Here is an 18,353-nt window from a genome sequence, read left to right as displayed (position 1 = left end):
CTCTCTCCTTATTTGCTCCAAGGTTATGTTCTTAACACGACTTTAGCGATCAAAAACTCCGATTCTTGCCAAGCACTATCAATCGAATCTGCTTTCATGCCCGGTGGGCCGACCTGATGGCCCTCAAGATGCTGCTCTATTTTTTTTTATAAATCGAATTCTTCCCTTTACGTACTTGTTTTAGTTCGGGCGAAGACCTATTTTCATTTTGTATGGCATTCGGAGTTCCACGGTTTTCTCGCTCCCGTATCCCTGAGGGCCCTGCCTCAACGCTAGGATTGCTAGGATTGATAGGATTGGTAGGCCTTGTAAATGCGGACAAATCTAGTGCTTGACCTGCCCTATTTTCATTTGGTATTTCCACGCCATCATTTTCCAAATTTATACCGGTAGGATTTTCAGGGATTACGGCAGTACCTTGAGGCAAGGGCCCTAATCCTTGTCGCAATTCCAGCTCGGCAAACGCGAATTGTTGCTCTACGGTAAAATTGCTTCCCCCAGGCCTATCGATAATTTCTTGCAGTTCTGAGTTGGTAAGTCCTCCCAAGGGTCTGGGAGTATTGGTTTCTATGGTATTGATGCGTTCTGAATTTTTATTGGCAGTATTTCCAGCGATTGCGGCATTAACGGGTAATCTTGAGCTTATCTCTTCAATAATGTCTAAAATGGTGCTATCTGATTCCCCCGACATCATGCTGATTTGGTCCTGAAAGGCCATGGTTCCTGGGTTTCTAGCGCCCAAATGGTCCTGCGCATTGTTTAGACCAGGTGTAAAATCATTTGCCCTGAGTTCAACAATGGCCTCGTTTAATGCTCTAGGGCGTTCGGCAAGGGTAGTAGCGTTATTATCCAACAGGATTTGTTCTGCACGGTCTATGATTCGTGTGGTCGTTTCCAATAGATTGGCGGTAAATGTCAAACGGCTTTCAAGTGCTTCTTCCACCAATATCCGGGTTCTTAACCTCTCGTGTGTGTCATCGGCTAAAACTCCCCCCGTATTTTGAGTCCTTAGAATAGTTCTTTCAATATTTGTCCGTTCGATATTGTTTAAAAGTCTGTTTTCAGCGGCAATAAAGTTCGGCCGAACTGCATTTGTAGCTCTTAAATTGAGAAGTCGATGGTTTAATTCGTTTACCCTTGTTTGAACTTCAGCAAGACGATTGGTATCTTGGATAAAGGCGCGGTCTGATGCTTCAAGAGGAGTATGATCGGTGATATTTGATTCCCCGGATTGCACGGAAAATTCCTCCATTAAAGCCATACCTTCTACGGGGATAGCACCTAAATAATTTGGCTCATTATTTATTTCAGGAGGAACGTCGTTAGCCATTATCGAGGCGATGGCCTCATTAATCGCCCTGGGATTTTCGTCGAGGGTGGTATCATTATCCGATAATCGTTGTTCTGCTTCATCTATGATTCTTGCGGTTAATTCAAGCTGATTTACAGTAAGGGTCAAGCGCATTACAAACTCTCGTTCCACTCTTATTATGGTTCCTAATCTATCGATTTGGTTCAGGTCCTGGCCTTCGGTGTTATCTTGATTCCCACGATTTATATTTCTTTGAATATTAGCTCTTTCAGCCAAATTTAAAAGCCTATTTTCAGCTGTAATAAGCTCGAGGTCGTCCCGAGTTGAGTTTCTAGTCCTCAACTCATTCAGTCTAAGGTTTAATCTTCCCGTGATTGCTCGAAGTTCGGTGAGCTCGGCCATGGCCGTTTCTAACGTTGTTTGTTCCATACGTGCTAATTTCTAGATTGCCTTAAAATTTTACTATCACAATTAATTTATCTACATGCGGTTCTCGAAAGTGTGCGAGAACACACGAACACCCTCGGTTATAATAGATGCTATACTATAACGATGCTTCAACAAGTGGCTCCGTGTACTTTATTACTAAGATATGTGCCGTCAAATTATTGGTATAAAGTTTAAAAGATTAAGGTTAAAACTATTTCCCACACACTAAGCCACACATCAGGTTCGACAATGCTGCCAATTTTTTTAGTGCGCCTTTATAAGAAAATACGTCACCGAGGTTGTATTAGAGTCCACGTAGATTACGAGAAATGGCGACCTGCTACCTACGCCGTACTCTCATAGAACTGATCTTATCGTTAGAACCGCTTATATCGTTCCGGTGTCCCCCCGTAAACAACCACCTTCTGCCACGGTAATGTGCCCCATCATACAAATAACCTCTTAAATAACCACCAACCCTAATTGATGAAATACGGTCGTTCCACCAATGTTGGTGTCTATAAGTTCGAATCCAATGCTGTTCGGGTAGATAGTAATAGTCACCAACCTCAAAGGCAGCCATTCTGCCCCGAGCACCAGAATGCTCATAAACCCTGACAACATCGCGTAATGCCCTCGCCCTATTTGTCGTAAGGTCATATGTTGCCCACACGCCATCGTGGTCAGAGTTTCCGTACGTTCTTACAAGACCTTGGCTCCTCAATCTCGGGTAAGTTTTTGTATTAACGATTTGGTCTATTTCACCCTTTTTATTATTTTCTGAAGCTGCATATTCTAACACGTTAGGATGTCCCAGTAACGGGTAGCAACTTTCTTTGCCTAAATTAAAATCCCCTGCCAAGAATACCCTCGGGACGTCGCTAGTCAATGGTTTGCCCAAAACGCGGTCTACCCACTCTCTGAACTTTCTCATTCCCCGTCTCTCCCATTCTGAATGATTTCTGTGCTTGTTCATAGTATTGTGGAAAGTAAACAGATCAATACTCGTATTATAATTTACTTTAATACGTGTATAAAGACCTGAGCGGGTCCACTTATGTACACTGGGATCGGTTTGAATTGTCGGTTTAAATTGCTTTACAATCGGAAATTTTGAAAGAACCATAATGCCCAAATTCTTTTCTGGAAAACGAGCAGTTGTTGAATTTCTAGCCTGTGCATAATATGGGAAAGAATCCATATCGCCCTCGTCTCGATGATCTCTTCCTGATTTAAAAACTTCTAATACAGCCCTCTCGTGCTTTACCTCTTGTAAACATATGATGTTGGCGTTCGGAGCAGCGCGCCTGATTTGTCGTCGTATACTGCGTAGCTCCGTTGTAGAAGCACTAGCCACGTTTACCGTTACAATTTTTAATTTTTCATTATAATTCACAAGGCCGGTCAAAGAGGTCGGGCTGGAGACCTCCTCGCTAGGGGCACTGATCGTTTCTTCATACAGTTCATCCTTTTCGCAGGACAGTGTAAGGGCCAACGCTCCTAATAAAATCAATAATTTTTTCATATGGTATAGTTTTAAATGAGGTACTGTTCGCCATTGTTCGAAAACATATGCTTTCGTGATGACGGTTTGAAGATACGCGTTGAATCTGGAGAAAAGAGAGGTATAGTAATAAATGGGGCGTAGCTGGTATAAGTGCTACAAAACCAAACAATATATAGGTAATGGGAATAAAACGAGGTTTATGTATGGCATGAAGGAGTATATACACGAAATTTAAAGCTGTGGGCGCACGTAAGGCGATTTCGCCCAAAATCGTTTGAACCTAGCGAATATAGAATCGGAGCGATGATATCGTCAGAAGCGCAGGGCACCCATCATATTAAGAAGCAGTCGATCTTTGTATGGGTTGTATCAGCAATAGTCACATGAGACCGGGAGATGATTAAAATCATAGTGATGTTCTGAAAATGTATAATGATACCCAAAAGCGAGGTGCATTATGATTTCAAAACAGGAATTCTAGCCTTCATGATATGTAGTAATTACTATTGCAAAGGTTCTTAGACGCGCGCAATATTCATAAAGCGTCCTAAATGCTGAAACTATAGATTATCTTTTTCAGGAGGCAGTGTGCTAAAGGTTCTCCGTACTCTAGGGAAACAGATAAATTCACATATAAGCAGGAATGATGACATGGGAAAAGCTAAGGGTCTGGGTACGGTGGGGAGAATAAGGAATGGCCTCGGGATAAAACTAAGGTATCGCACGAAAGGTCGGAATAGGAATGTTAAAACGGCGAAGTAATTTAGATCTTTTGATATGGTATCTTGCCAAAAGCCAATCTAAGGGGGTATATTTCAGTCAAGCTTAGCTCTGATAAAGTTAAAAAGGACCTCGACAACAACCAATCGAGGCCCTTTGACTAACCAACCAATATTTCGTTTATGTCATAAAAGTATATACTTGTAAGACTTTCTCACCATTGCATTTAAATATATGCTCACTATTCGTAATAACCGGGCGATTTCGGCCACTAATCGATTTTTTTCAATAGCCGCTTACCAATGGAGTTTGCTGTAACGGACACCTCTTCGCGTTAAAACATACCATGGCGTCCGTAATTGATGCCCGTATATTTTTAGCGGAATTCGCACGATGCCATCACTGCCATTATGAGTAATGCAATAACGCAATGGTTTGTGGTTATACCCAAGTATTGAATGAGGTAGTAATGGCCAAGCGCACGGGGTTTGTAGGATGTTCGGGTCCTCGATGATTGCTAAAATATAATTTGCGGAGCATGGCCTGGGTTATCAGAGGTTCTAAAATCTTTATTCCATTAGGCCTTTAGGAGCAAGGTATAGTTTCTACAGTTAGAAACTTGATTCCCGTACACAGGGCAATTGTACCAAAATCGGAAATTGTAGCAATAAATTTGGCCTTTGGGGGTAAAGCCATCTTAAAGTTACTCTATATAAAAAAGACGCATGACCGATTTATCCGTATTCGAAGAAAGAATCAATCAGGCCATAGCACAAAACGCAACCTCTTTAGATTTGTCTTTACCGAATGTTTCTTTGCATACGGAGGATTTGGAAAGGCTACTGCCTAGCATTTGGAAAATAGAAAATTTAGAAAATCTTTCCCTCAAGGGCAATCTTTTAGATGTCCTGCCCGAAGGAATAGGAGCGCTGAAGGGCCTAAAGGATTTGGATATTTCAATGAACAATTTGAATGAGCTTCCCGAATGGATAGGAAGTCTAGAAAACTTAAAGAATCTGACTGTTTCTGAGAACAAACTCACTAAACTACCATCGGGTATAAACGCGTTGGGTAATCTTGAGCAGCTATATCTGGAATTTAATGAGATCAAAGAATTGCCCGTTTTTGAAGATACCCTTTCTAGGCTCGTTACCCTAAATCTAAATGATAATGAGATTGCCGAAATTCCGGAAACCATAGACAAGTTGAGCAGATTGGAGAATTTGGATTTATCCTACAATGCACTGACCGACTTGCCAGAACAGCTTTGCAATCTGGATTCGCTGATATCATTGGATTTAAGAGAAAATAACCTCAATCAAGAGGCAATAACACTACTGGATGAACATTTTCACGATGTTGCTCTTTATCAGGAAACAGTGTCAAATCCTAACATTACTGTAATTCTCGATACACTTTATCCGGGCGAGGGCGCAACTAAGTTGGAAACCATAAATGCGGTTGACGGTCAAATTGACATAGGTGTCGAGGAACCACAGCGTATTCAGACATCGGAAATGATTTCGGATTTCCTATCGAAAATACCGATTAGAGGAGCGTTAGCGAACGAAGTGTACCACGTGGCGGCCAAACAACTTTTAGACAAGGTACTGAACACCGAGACCGCTGCAATCGATAGGGAAAGCGCACTCGTTCAAATAAGTGCTTCCCTCGGTAATTGTAATACCCCTGTCATGGATTTGTTATCTAGTACGTACGTGAACAACGCATTGGAAAAGGAAACCATCCTCAACGCAACGGATGTGACGTTGGTCACGGCGTTGGCCTTAAAAGACCGAATAAAAACGGAACTGGGCAAACTTGATGGCGCTGGTGAGGAAATCGAAATCGTTCAAGGATTGATTAACGCCGTATTTTTAGAAGGCTCGGAAAACGATGCATTGAACAAGCTGAAAATTATCGGCGAGCGAAACCGTATTCCTTCGAATAGCCTAAACACTGAGTTTGCCTATAATCAGGTCAATGACGAACATGTGAAAATGGTGGCCAAATTATGTTGTAAGACCGATGTGGCCCCTACGACTGGCAAAGTCGCGCCCTATGAGATAGACCTTTCGAAATTAGGGGCAATAAAGGCACAGTTTCTTGTCAAAATGGGGAAAATTGATCAAAGGGAACAACTCATTAACGATTACGAAAAAGAGATTCGAAACGTTTTGGATAAGAACCTATATGTAGTTGAGCAAACTGAAAATTTGGAGGCCATTGGTCTTATGGATATTGCAGTGCATCAAGAAGAATTGAGAGGCAAATTATCGCAAACAGGCGATACCCGGCTTGAGGTTGAATTTAAAGAATTTATTGGCGAAAAAAGAGCCGCCATCGAAAAACTGAATACCATTTTGACCCCACCCAAAGTTTCCGGATCTTTGGAAGGGATGACAGCACCGATCAACTCAAATCAGGCCAATGCTATATCGAGAAAACGCAGTAGAAGTCCTGAGTCAAGAAATCGTAGTAGAAGCCCTAATAGCGCCCCTGAAAAAAAAATTACCAGACGCAATAACATCTAACAGTTTTTAGAATACGACGCTATTAAAGTAAATATACTATTTTATATTATTCAATAGGCTTTACGAGTAGAACTACATGCCTACCTAACGGAAATCATAGACAAAAAGCCGCTTCTGAAAACCCTCGACATCATAAGTGGCCGAACACGGTATTTCCTGAATGGGGAAGGTAAGGCTAAGTACTACGCAATTCTCAAAAGCGCCTTCATCGAAGAGACGACTTATTATAGGAGTAGACATATAGCAATAAACTAAAGAACCCTTCGGAATCTCATAATCAAAGATATCTTTATGAACGAACGTTATAGGCATCCTTTTGATTAGATTGCTAAACCTTGCAATCATAATCGTTAAAAAATCGATTTCAATGGCGATAAGTGACTTCCATTCGAATTCTTTGGCAGCTAAATCCAGAATTTTACCGTAACCTGAGCCTACTTCTATAAAATTCATTTCTTGCGGTTCTATCTTAAAATGTTCGATTGCATGCAATAGTGGTTGTTTTACATGATTTACACTGCTCGAAACGAGAACTACCTGATTCGTTTTGAACATCATCCACAATTGTTTGAATGAGAAGTATACAATTATCAGCACAATAGTAATTAGGAGGAGGGGTAAGATAGTGTCGGTCATAATTCAATCAGTTAAAAGCTATTTGGGACGAAAAAATTATCCCAATTAATTAAAATCACTAAGCTACGTTTTACCATTAATGTGTAAATGCTTAATGTAATAAGTGGGTTGACCTGTTTTTTTGATATGAATGATAGTTGTTCTTACGAATTGACCATTTTTTAAGACTGAAATCGTCATATTAGTATAGTACTATTGTTCTCGCCAGCGCGAGCATGTACTTATCCTATACAGTGCGTAAAGAGAAATTAGCTGGGGGTTGTCCCGCTATTTTTAATTCTTTACAGCGTTGATGGCCTCAAGCTTGCGCGGTCTGAAAAGATAAGATTTGTAGGACTTTGATGCTATTTGGTATCACTTCCAAGTGACTTGGCTTTGGCTTACCTCGGCTACGCTCGGTATAAACTTCTCGCTCGATTTTATTGATAAAAAAACCTCAATGTTAAATTGAGGCTATAATCAAAAAGTGACCCACCTGGGGCTTACCTCGGCTCCGCTCGGTATGAACTTCTCGCTCATTTAAATTCATAAAAAAAGCCTCAACGTTAAATTAAGGCTTTAGTTAAAAAGTGACCTGGCTGGGGCTTACCTCGGCTCCGCTCGGTATGAACTTCTCGCTTAATTTTATTCATAAAAAAAGCCTCAACATTACATTGAAGCTATATTTTAAAAGTGACCTGGCTGGGGCTTACCTCGACTACGCTCGGTATAAACTTCTCGCTCATTTAAATTCATAAAAAAAGCCTCAACGTTAAATTAAGGCTTTAGTTAAAAAGTGACCTGGCTGGGGCTTACCTCGACTACGCTCGGTATAAACTTCTCGCTCATTTAAATTCATAAAAAAAGCCTCAACGTTAAATTAAGGCTTTAGTTAAAAAGTGACCTGGCTGGGGTTTGAACCCTCTTTGCTCAGCTCAACCAGAGTCGAGTACTTGCTAAAATTTACATCTCGTGTAGACGATTTGTAAACTATTTTATGACACAATTTATTTTAAAATAACTTTTGCTAAGTAAATATAGGTTTTTAAAATGTTATATAGCAGGGGTAGAAATAGAAATGTAATATTGCTCTGACCTAAAAAGCTAATACCACCTTCGATGGGTTTTTATACTTTTCGACGAACCAAGGGATATTTCGTTGAAAATGAATTTTATAAAATCTATATTCTTGCTTCTAGTGGTGTTGGCATGTAATTTTTCAATTGCTCAAATAGCCTCTGAAGCCGAAGGTATGGAGCAAAATCAGTCGCTCTTTACCGTAGAAGAATCCGAATACATAGCCAAATGGTTTTCAGATTTTGTTAGTGAGATGAATCTTTCTCAAGATGTTGCATTGAAATATAAAAATATTACGGAAACGTATTCAAGGAAAATGGACGCTTTAGGCATGGAAAATCCGCCTTTAGGTAAAGCTGAATTGATAGAACAATTTAATGACTTAATGGAAAGCCTACACCAAGAAGTCAAATCCATTTTAAAAGATGAGCAATATGAAATGTACTACGATACTATGGAAAAGGTTTCTTGGTCAATTAATCAACGGCTTAAACATCTATAATATAGTGCTATGAAAAGTAAAAATTGGTATTCTCTTATCGGTCTCCTTTTTATACTCTTGAGTTGTTCTTCAACAAAGCTGATGGACTCTTGGAAGGCACAAAATTTTGATTCCCTGGCCAATTCAAAAATTCTTGTTATTTCGGAATCACCAGAGTCGGAGGTGCGAAAATCATATGAAATTGCGATTGCCTCCAAACTACGCGCTCAAAAGCTAGATGCTATTGAATCGCACATACAGTTTCCTTCATTAAAAGAAGCGAATACGCCCGAAGAAAGGGCACAAACCGTACAAATGTTCAAAAACGCGGGTATCTCAGGAATCATTTTAACTTCCTTAAAACAGACTATAGAGACTCAAAATGGAAGTATGGCTTCGCAAACTGGTATTCCTGAAGATTATAGGGACAAAGCAAGTTTTGGGCCTAATGTTGGTAGTTCTGATGTTAACCCTGTGTCTACTTCTAAAACATACGTGCTAGAGGCACTTACCTATAATTTAACGCTTGAAGAAGACAAACAACTAGTAAATGTTTGTCTAGTGGATGTAACTGACCCTGATGCACCCGACAAAATAGAAAAAACCTTCACTAAGATAATTGTCGATCAGTTTAAGTAATTGTCTTTCTCGTTCATAAACCAACATTAATTCATGTCTTTAACTCAAAAAATGTTTGTAAATCGGATTTCGAAATGGTCTGCAATTATGCTCATTTTAATCATGTTTACGGCTTGCGGAAGTAAAAAGGCCATCGTACACAAACCAATTTCCTTAGAGATAGCTCCGAAAAAATTAGCCGTCTTTATGGATGGCACCACCAATAATGAGGGTAGCCATACGAACGTTTCCAAACTTTATAATCTGGTTTCCCTGCAAAATAATCCGAATGTAGGTGCTGCCTATTTGAGAGGTGTTGGTAACGGAGCCGATTTTATTGGTATGATGACGGGTTCCGGTATTCGAGGGGAGGTCAGCAACGGTTATTTATACCTCGCTGAGCATTATGACCATGAGCGGAAAGACGAAATCTATCTATTCGGATTTAGCAGAGGTGCCTATGCAGCACGGATTCTTGCGGGAATGATTCATTCTGCCGGTATTGTTGACCTTAGTAAAATACCAAAGAGCAAAAGGCTACAATTTGTAAAAAAGATATACGACGCGCATAAGGGGGATAAAACCTTACAAGAAAGAAGAAATGCTGTTTTTAAAGTTACTCAACAACGGGTTGATTACGATAGTTATAAAATTGAATTTATGGGCTTGTGGGACACGGTAGCCTCTTTAGGTATGCCGGACTATAAGGATGATTACTACGTGGCCGAAACTAAATATCATGACCAGCTTTGTAACGTCAATAGAGCGGCGCAAGCCTTGTCTTTGAACGATAATAGAGGTTCTGTATTTACACCATCCATATTAGTTGATGATTATCTGGTTCAAGAATGTAAAAAAGTTAAGCCTAAAGAAATCGTCAATGAGGTTTGGTTCTTTGGAGCGCATTCCGATGTTGGTGGTGGTGCTTTGAATACCAATATGAGCGGAGTTTCTTTGAACTGGATGATTAGGGAATTAAAAGAATTTGAATTGCTTCCTCCATCAGCTGAGGTTTATGAGAATCGGATGGATATTACTAACGATCCGATTGGTGGAATGATGAAACTCTTTTACCCCAAAAAAGGACGTAAACTTGTTTTCTTTGCTTCTAGAAATGGATATAAAAAAGAAAAACTAAAGATACATCAGTCTGTCTTAGATCGGTTAGAAGGTTCGCTACAGGCCTATGAGATAAACTTGATTAAACTCTTTGGCGAGTGTTTTGAAAAGAATAATAAGGGAGGTTATGATTATCTAGAAGGCTCAGAATGTTTTGATGTGGTTAATTAAACTATCTATGAATTAAAGCTTAGACATAATTTTCAAAAATTTAAATCTAAAAAATGAAAACTAACTATCGATTCTTGCTACTTGTTTTAACGGTAATAATTTTATCCAGCTGCTCAGGAATGAAATTGTCAAATTCCTATAAATCAGATGATTTTGAGACGCTGAGAAATAAAAAAATGTTGGTCATTGCCAGAACTCCAATTGAAGATGTGCGCAAAGCGTATGAACTTGATTTAGTAAGTAAATTAAAAGCCAAGGGTGTTAATGCGGTTGCTAGCCATGTTGCATTTCCTGATTTAAAGCGTATTGACAACAAAACTGCCGAACGTATAGCAGAAGTGATTGCCATGTTTCGAAAAGAGGGTTTTGAAATTTTGACTTTGACTTCCCTTAAAGATGTGCAAGAGCTAGATGTGATGCGAAGAGAAGGAGGATACAGTTCTTTCGACGAATATTACGGAAATAAATACATAACCTTAAGAGGTTATTATGACGATGTCACCGCACCGCCGCGTTTGGGGCCAAAAGAAATGGATGAGCAGATTACCTATACGACCGAAACTACCTATGTATTAGAGGCCGTAACTTATAATTTAGGCCTTGAAGAAGAAAAAAGATTGTTGTCGGTAAGTACAGCCGAAATTACCAATCCAGATACTGGAAAAGGCGTTCGAAAGGCATTTGCCAAAATTGTGGCTAACGAATTGAAATAATAGATAGCATTCTCTTTTTACGCCATCAAAATTTATACTTAAAAATGGTTCTCGCGTAAACATGCTGTTCTTCTGGGACTACTTTGCCGAAGGTAAAGTGATGTTCGATTCCCATAGAGAAACGTCTGGAAGAAAAATAGACACTTTGTGTCAAAGTGGTACTAAACGTATTTAATTCATCAATGGCATATTCAAAATTCCCATTCAACAAATTTCCTTGAGCTGTCCCATCAAAAATGTTTAGGGATCCGCTAATTGACGATTGCAAAAAGAGTTCTATGCCAGAAGAAGTTGATAAGATATTATTATCCATTCCAACGGATTCAACTAATTTATTGAACTTCCCAAGTCGCAATCCTAAAGTTGGCGTGGCATCAATATAAAGATTACCTAATCGGGTATTAAACATTCCGTAGACATCAATCCATTTTTGTTTTGGTATGAAGTCATGAGCATAGCTAAGGTCTATATTTATTACTAGTTGATTAGGCACTTGAAACCGCCATTCCTCAAAAACAGGGTCGTCCGTAACCTTATCGTGAATCCAATCTTGAAAATCTCCTGCTAAAGATGCAGGTCCCATAACACCAAGTAGTACACCTCCCCTTAAAAAAGAACGTTCAAAGGCATAGGTGGCCTTAAAGGTGGCAAAGGACAAACCAGCATACGGACGGTCAAAAGTAATGGTATTTTCTTGTATTTCAGTTGGAGTTACTGTTTTGTTTGTTGGTGTATAACCTTCCAAGCGTAATCCAAATTCAAAAAAGTAAGCTTCTTTTTTAGGAAAATACTTTTGCAAGCCGAGCATTTTTTCTTTTTTAAATTTCAATTTTAAGCCAAGACCATAGCTATAAAAACGGTCAGAGTTTTGCCAAACTACATAAGCATCATTTGCAGAGGAAAATGAAATTTCGCTATCAAAAGTGTGCTGATTTTGTGCATTAGTCCGAATGATAAGCAAAAGAAGAAAGCATAAAGGATAACAAGGTAATTTGGCTGAATTCATGTAATCTTTTTCGTTGGAAAATTCGTATTTTTAATAGGAACGAATACTATTTGAAATGGGATTCTTAGAACGAATATCACGGGCTTTAATTTGTTTCATTTGTCCACTTCTCCTATTCTATTTAGTCCCTAGAATAATGTTTTCCTCTGAACAAATTTTGAAAAGTTTTGGGCAATTTCAAGTAACTCCGTCATCCAAATATGTATTAGGATGGTTACTCCTATTTTATTTTGGAAAAGTGGCTCATAAGCTTATGGTAATTGAGAACCCTCAATTTGAAACTGAAACAAGAATACTTAGTATTTCGGCTACCTTGATTTTGGCCACGTGCATCATAGGCTTGATTTTGATGACCTTATTATTTATTGATACAATTGTCTAGGTTGTTAGCTATTGTGAATTCGAAAAGCTACCATTTAAATGGTTTAAACCCTATACCGAATTCAATATAATCTGCTGCTCCTCCATCAAGGGTTTTCAATCCCATTTGGGCAAAGAAGGTATTATTCAAATTATAGCGAATGGCGGGTCGCATAAAAAAGGCACCTTTACCTAAATCATCTGTGAGGTAAGTCCCAAGCTGCGCCTTAATGACGAGTTTCCAAAAATTAAAATCATAGCCAGCATGAATGCCAATGGAAGTTCTCTCTGCCGCTTTATCAAACTCTTGAAACGTATTGTCATAAAAGAAGTCAAACCCGCCTGTAACTCCGTGTATAGCATTGAAGCGATGTTCATAGTCCAAAACCCCTGAGAAAACTCCAAATTGTCTGTCCGTTCCACCGTCTTCATCGGTTTGTTTCCCGCCTCCCGCAAGATATAACGATATTGAATTTTCGTTAATCTTCGTTAGTTTGGTTTTTTCCGGGGATTTAAATCTAGCTTGAACCAGATTTTTGGTATAAGGGTCATTGTCTACCATTCGCTGAGCCGCATTGTAATTGTACTTTATGCCAAGATTGATACCAAATAGATTCAGACCTAAATTCGGTTGATAGCTGCTACCATTACTAAAATGGGTAAAGTCGAACCCATAAGTTAAATCCAACTCTCTTGTAAAGCGATATTCAAACCCAAAATCCAATCCAAAGTAAACTGCAGCTCTAGCACCAAAAGCATCATTTATAGGGTTTTCTTCCGCATTGTATTCTTGCAGATTATAGGTAATACCTAAGGCAGGTTCTATACTGAATTTATTTCGCCGGTTCGGATTGCCGATTGGGAAATCCATAAACCCGTATACGGCGCTCGGGTTTCCAAAAACCTGCGCGTTCCCCAAAAATCCCGAATACAAACCAATTCCATAAGTGGGGTACTTATAATAACCAGCCCAACTTTCCGTATTGTTCGATTGCCACCCTATTTTTACATTGATTGCCCCGTAGCCCGCATCTAAGAATCCTGCCTCACTTAAGGCCGTTCCAGTGTATAGGTAACTGCCATAGTTGGATTTCACTTCAATGGAGCGGAATTTATTTGGAATTTCCTGAGTGACTATATTTTGAGCGTTCGTAATGTAAAAAGAAAAAAGGAGGGCAACGGTAAAAAATCTAATCATATGAATGTATTTAAAAGTGCTTTTCAATTTTTACTTTTTTTGATGGAATAGGTTGGGAGTCCAATACCAAACCGTACTGCGAAAACACGTATGACAACCACTAGTAAAATCGTACTTATATAGGATATGTTTTTGTCGAAATTCAAGGAGTACAAAATGATGAAACATATACCTCCGGCAAGTGAGGCCAAGGCATAGATTTCCTTTCGAAAAATAATCGGAATCTCGTTACATAAGATATCACGAATAACCCCTCCAAAACATCCTGTCATAATTCCGAGTACGACGCTTACAGCGGGATCAAGGTTAGCGGAAACTCCAATTTGAACCCCACTAATGGTAAATATGGCAAGGCCTATGGTGTCGAATATAAAAAGGGATTTCACCAAAAAGTATATTTTATTTCGGAAAACGATAGCCAAAAAAACAGAGATGCTTACAAAATGAACCACATAAAAGTGCCCCATCCACCAAACTGGGGTATTGCCTATAAATACATCTCTTAGAATGCCTCCACCCAAAGCCGTGACGAAGGCAACTATAAAGATGCCAAAAACATCCATTTCGCGTTTAATGGCCATTAATGCGCCTGATATTGCAAAAGCTATCGTACCTAGAATATCGAGAACATCGAAAAAACCCATTCGCAATTTTTAATAAAGATTATTAGATTAAAAATCAAACTTTATCCCAATGCCGAAAACACTTTGATTTCTTCTATTACCAGTAGTCGTTTTACTTTGGTCAATCTTGGTAGCGGCAAATATTTTACTTGATTTTTTAAAGGTATAACTGACTTCACCAATGGCAAAAGCAGTATTAAAATCACCTAGTCCTTCATTATCATCAGGAGTTAAATAGTTGAACCCTCCGGCGACCTTCCAACGTTCGTTCTTGGAAAAGACATAGCCCAGATAAAACTCGACTCCCGATGCATCATAGAAATCATCTCCTAACCTTTGGTGCTGTTTTAAACTGGCGTAGGAAGCCGCAATTGAAAAACGATTTTTTTCATAGGAGGCTGATGTTACGAACGCCTCATCTCCATCTTTGGCCTGATTAGGCAATGGGTCTTCAACGCCATCAAGTACTCTATTGTACCCTAGGCCAATTGCAAATCCGTCAATCGTATAACTGGCTCCGAAACCATAAGTATCCAAAGATTTACTGTTTACGGAAATATTCCGTGCCTGACCTTGAACACCAATTTTCAAACCTGAATTGGCATACGTTAGTTTTAAAAGTTGATTGGCTCTTCCTGTTCCTGAAACACCACCGTCAGAAATATTCCACACACCTATGGCGGCTCCACCGAATGCCGAAAATTTATCTATTTGATTAGCACCCAATTGGTAATACACTGAATTTTGCTTCCCGAAAGTAAATTCCAAATCTTGATAGGAGAAACCGGCATAACCCAACCTTGCGAAGACCGCATCACCTACTTGTGCAATTCCAGCCCCTGGGTCAACGGCAAATTCAACGGTTTCATCTCTTGAGACTAGGTTTAGACCCAATTCTATTCCACCAATGACATTGAAATTATCAGCCTCATTTTTAGATAGTGCATGTTTCAGTTTGATACCAATTCTGGGAGCATTATTTGCAATACCGATTTCACCTTCTTCAGCAAAACCAGCACCTATTCTGAGACTTCCATAGGGAGTAACCCTAGAGGTAATTTCATCAATCCAATTCGTGTCATCTTTCTTATCTTGCTGTGCCTGCGCTTTCATTCCTTGTAATAGAAGCAGAGCAACAATCAGTATTATTGCTTTTCCGTATGTAGCGAATGATTTCTTCATAAGGTTTTATTCAATTTTTCTATCCAAGTACTTTTGACTTCGTAACTCTTGCATTCATTTCTGCAATATTTATAATGGAAATTCCCTCAGGACATTCCACTTCACATGCACCGGTAAACGTACAGCTGCCAAAACCTTCGATTTCCATTTGATAGGTCATCTCGGCAACCCGTTTGTGCTCTTCTGCATGGCCTTGTGGTAAACCATTTAAGTGATTGATTTTGGCCGAAGTAAAAAGGGCAGCCGAAGAATTTTTACACGTAGCTACGCAGGCTCCGCAGCCTATACACGCAGCAGCATCCATTGCCCTGTCGGAGACCTCTTTTGGAATGGGGATGGCATTTGCCTCCGGCGCCGTACCAGTTTTTGCACTAATAAATGCGCCTTGCTCAATAATCCGATCGAAGGCCGAACGGTCTACAATCAAGTCTTTAATTACAGGAAAAGAAGCAGCACGCCACGGTTCTACTACAATAGTATCACCATCTTTAAAACTACGCATGTGCAACTGACAGGTGGTCATATTATCATGCGGACCATGGGCACGACCATTGATAAAAACCCCACATTGCCCACAGATTCCTTCACGGCAGTCGTATTCAAATGCGATTACCTTTTCATCTTTAAGAACAAGTAGTTCGTTCAAATGGTCCAATGCCTCAAGAAAAGACATATCCTCAGTTAAACCATCCACTTCATAGGCTCTAATGGCACCTTTATCTTTTGGGCCTTCCTGTCTCCAAATTTTGAATGTTACTTGCATAATACTCTATTTATAACTTCTTACCGATGGTTTTACGTATTCGAATTCCAGTGCTTCTTTGTGCAGTTTGAAATCTCCGCTGTCATATTCCCAAGCAGATACATAGGAATATGCTTCGTCTACCCGAACGGCTTCGCCCTCCTCGGTTTGATATTCTTCACGAAAATGAGCTCCACAAGACTCGTCTCGTTCAAGGGCATCCGTGCACATCAAAATTCCTAGTTCAATGAAATCGGCCAATCGCAATGCTTTCTCCAGTTCTGTATTCAATTCATTACTGTCTCCAGTAACTTTTACATCGCTCCAAAAAGCATTTCGAATTTCCTTTATCTGCTGAATAGCTTTTTCCAAACCTGCTTTATTTCGGCTCATGGCACATTCTTGCCACATGACCTTACCTAATTCCCTATGAAAATGGTCTACTGTCTTTGTGCCGTTTATGGCGAGAACACGTTCGATATTCGATTTTACTTCCTGTTCAGCTTTATCAAACGCTGGGTGTTCTATGGTAGGATGGTCTGCCTTAATTTCATTGGCCAAATAATTATTGATGGTATTGGGAAGTATAAAATACCCGTCTACACTTGCTTGTAACAAGGAGTTGGCACCTAATCGATTGGCACCATGGTCAGAGAAATTACATTCTCCAACGGCATATAATCCAGGAACGGTAGTCATCAATTCATAATCTACCCACAGTCCGCCCATAGAGAAATGTGCTGCAGGAGAAATTTGCATCGGTTCTTTGTAAGCATCAATACCGGTAATCTTTTTGTACATCTTAAATAGGTTGCCATAGCGGTCTTTTATAGTTTCCAAACCGAATCTTTCAATGGCATGTTTGAAATCGAGATACACGGCATTCTTTAACCTTCCCACTCCAAAACCTGCATCTATACGCTCTTTGGCAGCACGTGATGCAATATCTCGAGGAGCCAAATTCCCAAAACTAGGATAGCGTCGTTCCAAATAATAATCCCGTTCCTCTTCCGGAATGTCATTGGCTTTTCGTGGGTCGTCCTTTTGCTTTGGCACCCAGATTCTTCCGTCGTTCCGCAAGGATTCGGACATCAGGGTAAGCTTTGATTGTGCTTCGCTGGATTGCGGTAAAGCGGTTGGGTGTATTTGTGTAAAACTCGGAGCGCCAAAAAATGCGCCCTTTTTATGGGCTTTCCATAAGGCACTACCGTTACAGCCAATAGCTAAGGTAGATAACCTGAAAACCCGAGAATATCCACCGGTTGCCAAAACGACAGCATCAGCTGCATAACGTTTGAGTGCGCCAGTAACTAAATCACGAACGATAATCCCTTTTGCTTTTCCGTCAATTACCACAAGGTCTAACATCTCGCTACGTGGGAACATTTCCACCTTTTTGGCGCGTACCATTTTATACAGCTGTGAATAGGCGGCCATCAATAATTGTTGTCCGGTTTGCCCTCTTGCATAAAAGGTTCTTTGTACTTGGACCCCACCGAAACTTCGATTGACCAAAGTTCCGCCGTACTCCCGAGCAAAGGGTACGCCTTGTTGCACATAATGGTCAATTAGTGGTGCTGAAAGTTCGGCAAGTCGATAGGTATTAGCTTCCCTAGAACGAAAATCACCTCCTTTTAAGGTATCATAAAACATGCGCCAAACGCTATCCCCATCGTGTTGATAGTTCTTGGCAGCATTGATACCACCTTGCGCTGCTACGGAATGTGCGCGCCTGGCTGAATCTTGATAGCAAAAGCATTTGATATCATAGCCCAATTCGGCCAATGTCGATGCCGCACCGGCTCCGGATAGTCCTGAGCCAACTACAATAACATTGAGTTTCTTTTTATTGGCAGGGTTTATCAGTTGTGATTTCACTTGATAATTTTGCCATTTATCTTGAAGTTTTCCTTCTGGAATTTTTGCGTCTAATTTCATCTTCCTAC

The 18,353-nt window shown here is 39.9% G+C and carries 14 protein-coding genes; 5 read left to right on the top strand and 9 right to left on the bottom strand.

Going from position 1 to position 18,353, the window contains the following annotated elements:
• Nucleotides 1-136: 136 nt before the first annotated feature.
• Nucleotides 137-1,741, bottom strand: coding sequence for a hypothetical protein (locus FGM00_RS11180; RefSeq protein ID WP_138852984.1), 1,605 nt, complete (start codon nucleotides 1,739-1,741; stop codon nucleotides 137-139).
• A 340-nt stretch (nucleotides 1,742-2,081) separates the two neighbouring features.
• Nucleotides 2,082-3,266 carry an endonuclease/exonuclease/phosphatase family protein gene (locus FGM00_RS11175; RefSeq protein WP_138852983.1) on the bottom strand — a complete coding sequence of 395 codons (1,185 nt, stop codon included), beginning with the start codon at nucleotides 3,264-3,266 and terminating at the stop codon, nucleotides 2,082-2,084.
• 1,427 nt (nucleotides 3,267-4,693) lie between these two features.
• Between FGM00_RS11175 and FGM00_RS11170 the strand changes: the two genes are divergently transcribed.
• Nucleotides 4,694-6,502 (top strand): leucine-rich repeat domain-containing protein, encoded by a 1,809-nt coding sequence (locus tag FGM00_RS11170; protein WP_138852982.1) that lies wholly within the window; start codon nucleotides 4,694-4,696, stop codon nucleotides 6,500-6,502.
• Between the two features lie 84 nt (nucleotides 6,503-6,586).
• On the opposite strand, the gene FGM00_RS11165 is transcribed toward FGM00_RS11170, so the two are convergent.
• The gene (locus tag FGM00_RS11165; RefSeq protein ID WP_138852981.1) at nucleotides 6,587-7,060 is read right to left on the bottom strand and encodes a class I SAM-dependent methyltransferase; all 474 of its coding nucleotides are present in this window, start codon (nucleotides 7,058-7,060) and stop codon (nucleotides 6,587-6,589) included.
• A 1,222-nt stretch (nucleotides 7,061-8,282) separates the two neighbouring features.
• Here FGM00_RS11165 and FGM00_RS11160 point away from each other — a divergent pair.
• The 4 genes from FGM00_RS11160 to FGM00_RS11145 are packed head-to-tail and all read left to right on the top strand — an operon-like array spanning nucleotide 8,283 to nucleotide 11,296.
• Entirely contained in the window at nucleotides 8,283-8,696 is a 414-nt protein-coding gene (locus tag FGM00_RS11160; protein ID WP_138852980.1) for a hypothetical protein, read from the top strand.
• 9 nt (nucleotides 8,697-8,705) lie between these two features.
• Nucleotides 8,706-9,314, top strand: a complete 609-nt coding sequence (locus tag FGM00_RS11155) for a hypothetical protein (RefSeq protein WP_138852979.1) — start codon at nucleotides 8,706-8,708, stop codon at nucleotides 9,312-9,314.
• A 33-nt stretch (nucleotides 9,315-9,347) separates the two neighbouring features.
• Nucleotides 9,348-10,583 carry a phospholipase effector Tle1 domain-containing protein gene (locus tag FGM00_RS11150; protein ID WP_138852978.1) on the top strand — a complete coding sequence of 412 codons (1,236 nt, stop codon included), beginning with the start codon at nucleotides 9,348-9,350 and terminating at the stop codon, nucleotides 10,581-10,583.
• Nucleotides 10,584-10,636: 53 nt separating this feature from the next.
• A complete protein-coding gene (locus tag FGM00_RS11145; protein WP_138852977.1) occupies nucleotides 10,637-11,296 on the top strand; it encodes a hypothetical protein in 660 nt (219 codons plus the stop codon).
• A 25-nt stretch (nucleotides 11,297-11,321) separates the two neighbouring features.
• On the opposite strand, the gene FGM00_RS11140 is transcribed toward FGM00_RS11145, so the two are convergent.
• The 6 genes from FGM00_RS11140 to FGM00_RS11115 all read right to left on the bottom strand — a co-directional run bounded on the left by FGM00_RS11140 (nucleotide 11,322) and on the right by FGM00_RS11115 (nucleotide 18,345).
• Complete coding sequence (locus FGM00_RS11140) at nucleotides 11,322-12,302, bottom strand: lipid A-modifier LpxR family protein (RefSeq protein WP_138852976.1); 981 nt, start codon at nucleotides 12,300-12,302, stop codon at nucleotides 11,322-11,324.
• Nucleotides 12,303-12,711: 409 nt separating this feature from the next.
• Nucleotides 12,712-13,860, bottom strand: a complete 1,149-nt coding sequence (locus FGM00_RS11135; RefSeq protein WP_138852975.1) for an acyloxyacyl hydrolase — start codon at nucleotides 13,858-13,860, stop codon at nucleotides 12,712-12,714.
• A 23-nt stretch (nucleotides 13,861-13,883) separates the two neighbouring features.
• Nucleotides 13,884-14,504: a trimeric intracellular cation channel family protein gene (locus FGM00_RS11130; protein WP_138852974.1), complete on the bottom strand. Its 621-nt coding sequence runs from the start codon at nucleotides 14,502-14,504 to the stop codon at nucleotides 13,884-13,886.
• Between the two features lie 27 nt (nucleotides 14,505-14,531).
• Nucleotides 14,532-15,665: a porin gene (locus tag FGM00_RS11125; protein WP_138852973.1), complete on the bottom strand. Its 1,134-nt coding sequence runs from the start codon at nucleotides 15,663-15,665 to the stop codon at nucleotides 14,532-14,534.
• Between the two features lie 19 nt (nucleotides 15,666-15,684).
• Complete coding sequence (locus FGM00_RS11120; protein ID WP_138852972.1) at nucleotides 15,685-16,428, bottom strand: succinate dehydrogenase/fumarate reductase iron-sulfur subunit; 744 nt, start codon at nucleotides 16,426-16,428, stop codon at nucleotides 15,685-15,687.
• A 6-nt stretch (nucleotides 16,429-16,434) separates the two neighbouring features.
• Nucleotides 16,435-18,345: a fumarate reductase/succinate dehydrogenase flavoprotein subunit gene (locus tag FGM00_RS11115; RefSeq protein WP_138852971.1), complete on the bottom strand. Its 1,911-nt coding sequence runs from the start codon at nucleotides 18,343-18,345 to the stop codon at nucleotides 16,435-16,437.
• Between the last annotated feature and the right edge of the window lie 8 nt (nucleotides 18,346-18,353).

It is taken from the genome of Aggregatimonas sangjinii, from assembly GCF_005943945.1.
GTDB lineage: Bacteria > Bacteroidota > Bacteroidia > Flavobacteriales > Flavobacteriaceae > Pelagihabitans > Pelagihabitans sangjinii.
The sequence above is the reverse complement of the archived record's forward strand: the minus strand, read 5'-3'. Positions and strand labels throughout refer to the sequence as shown.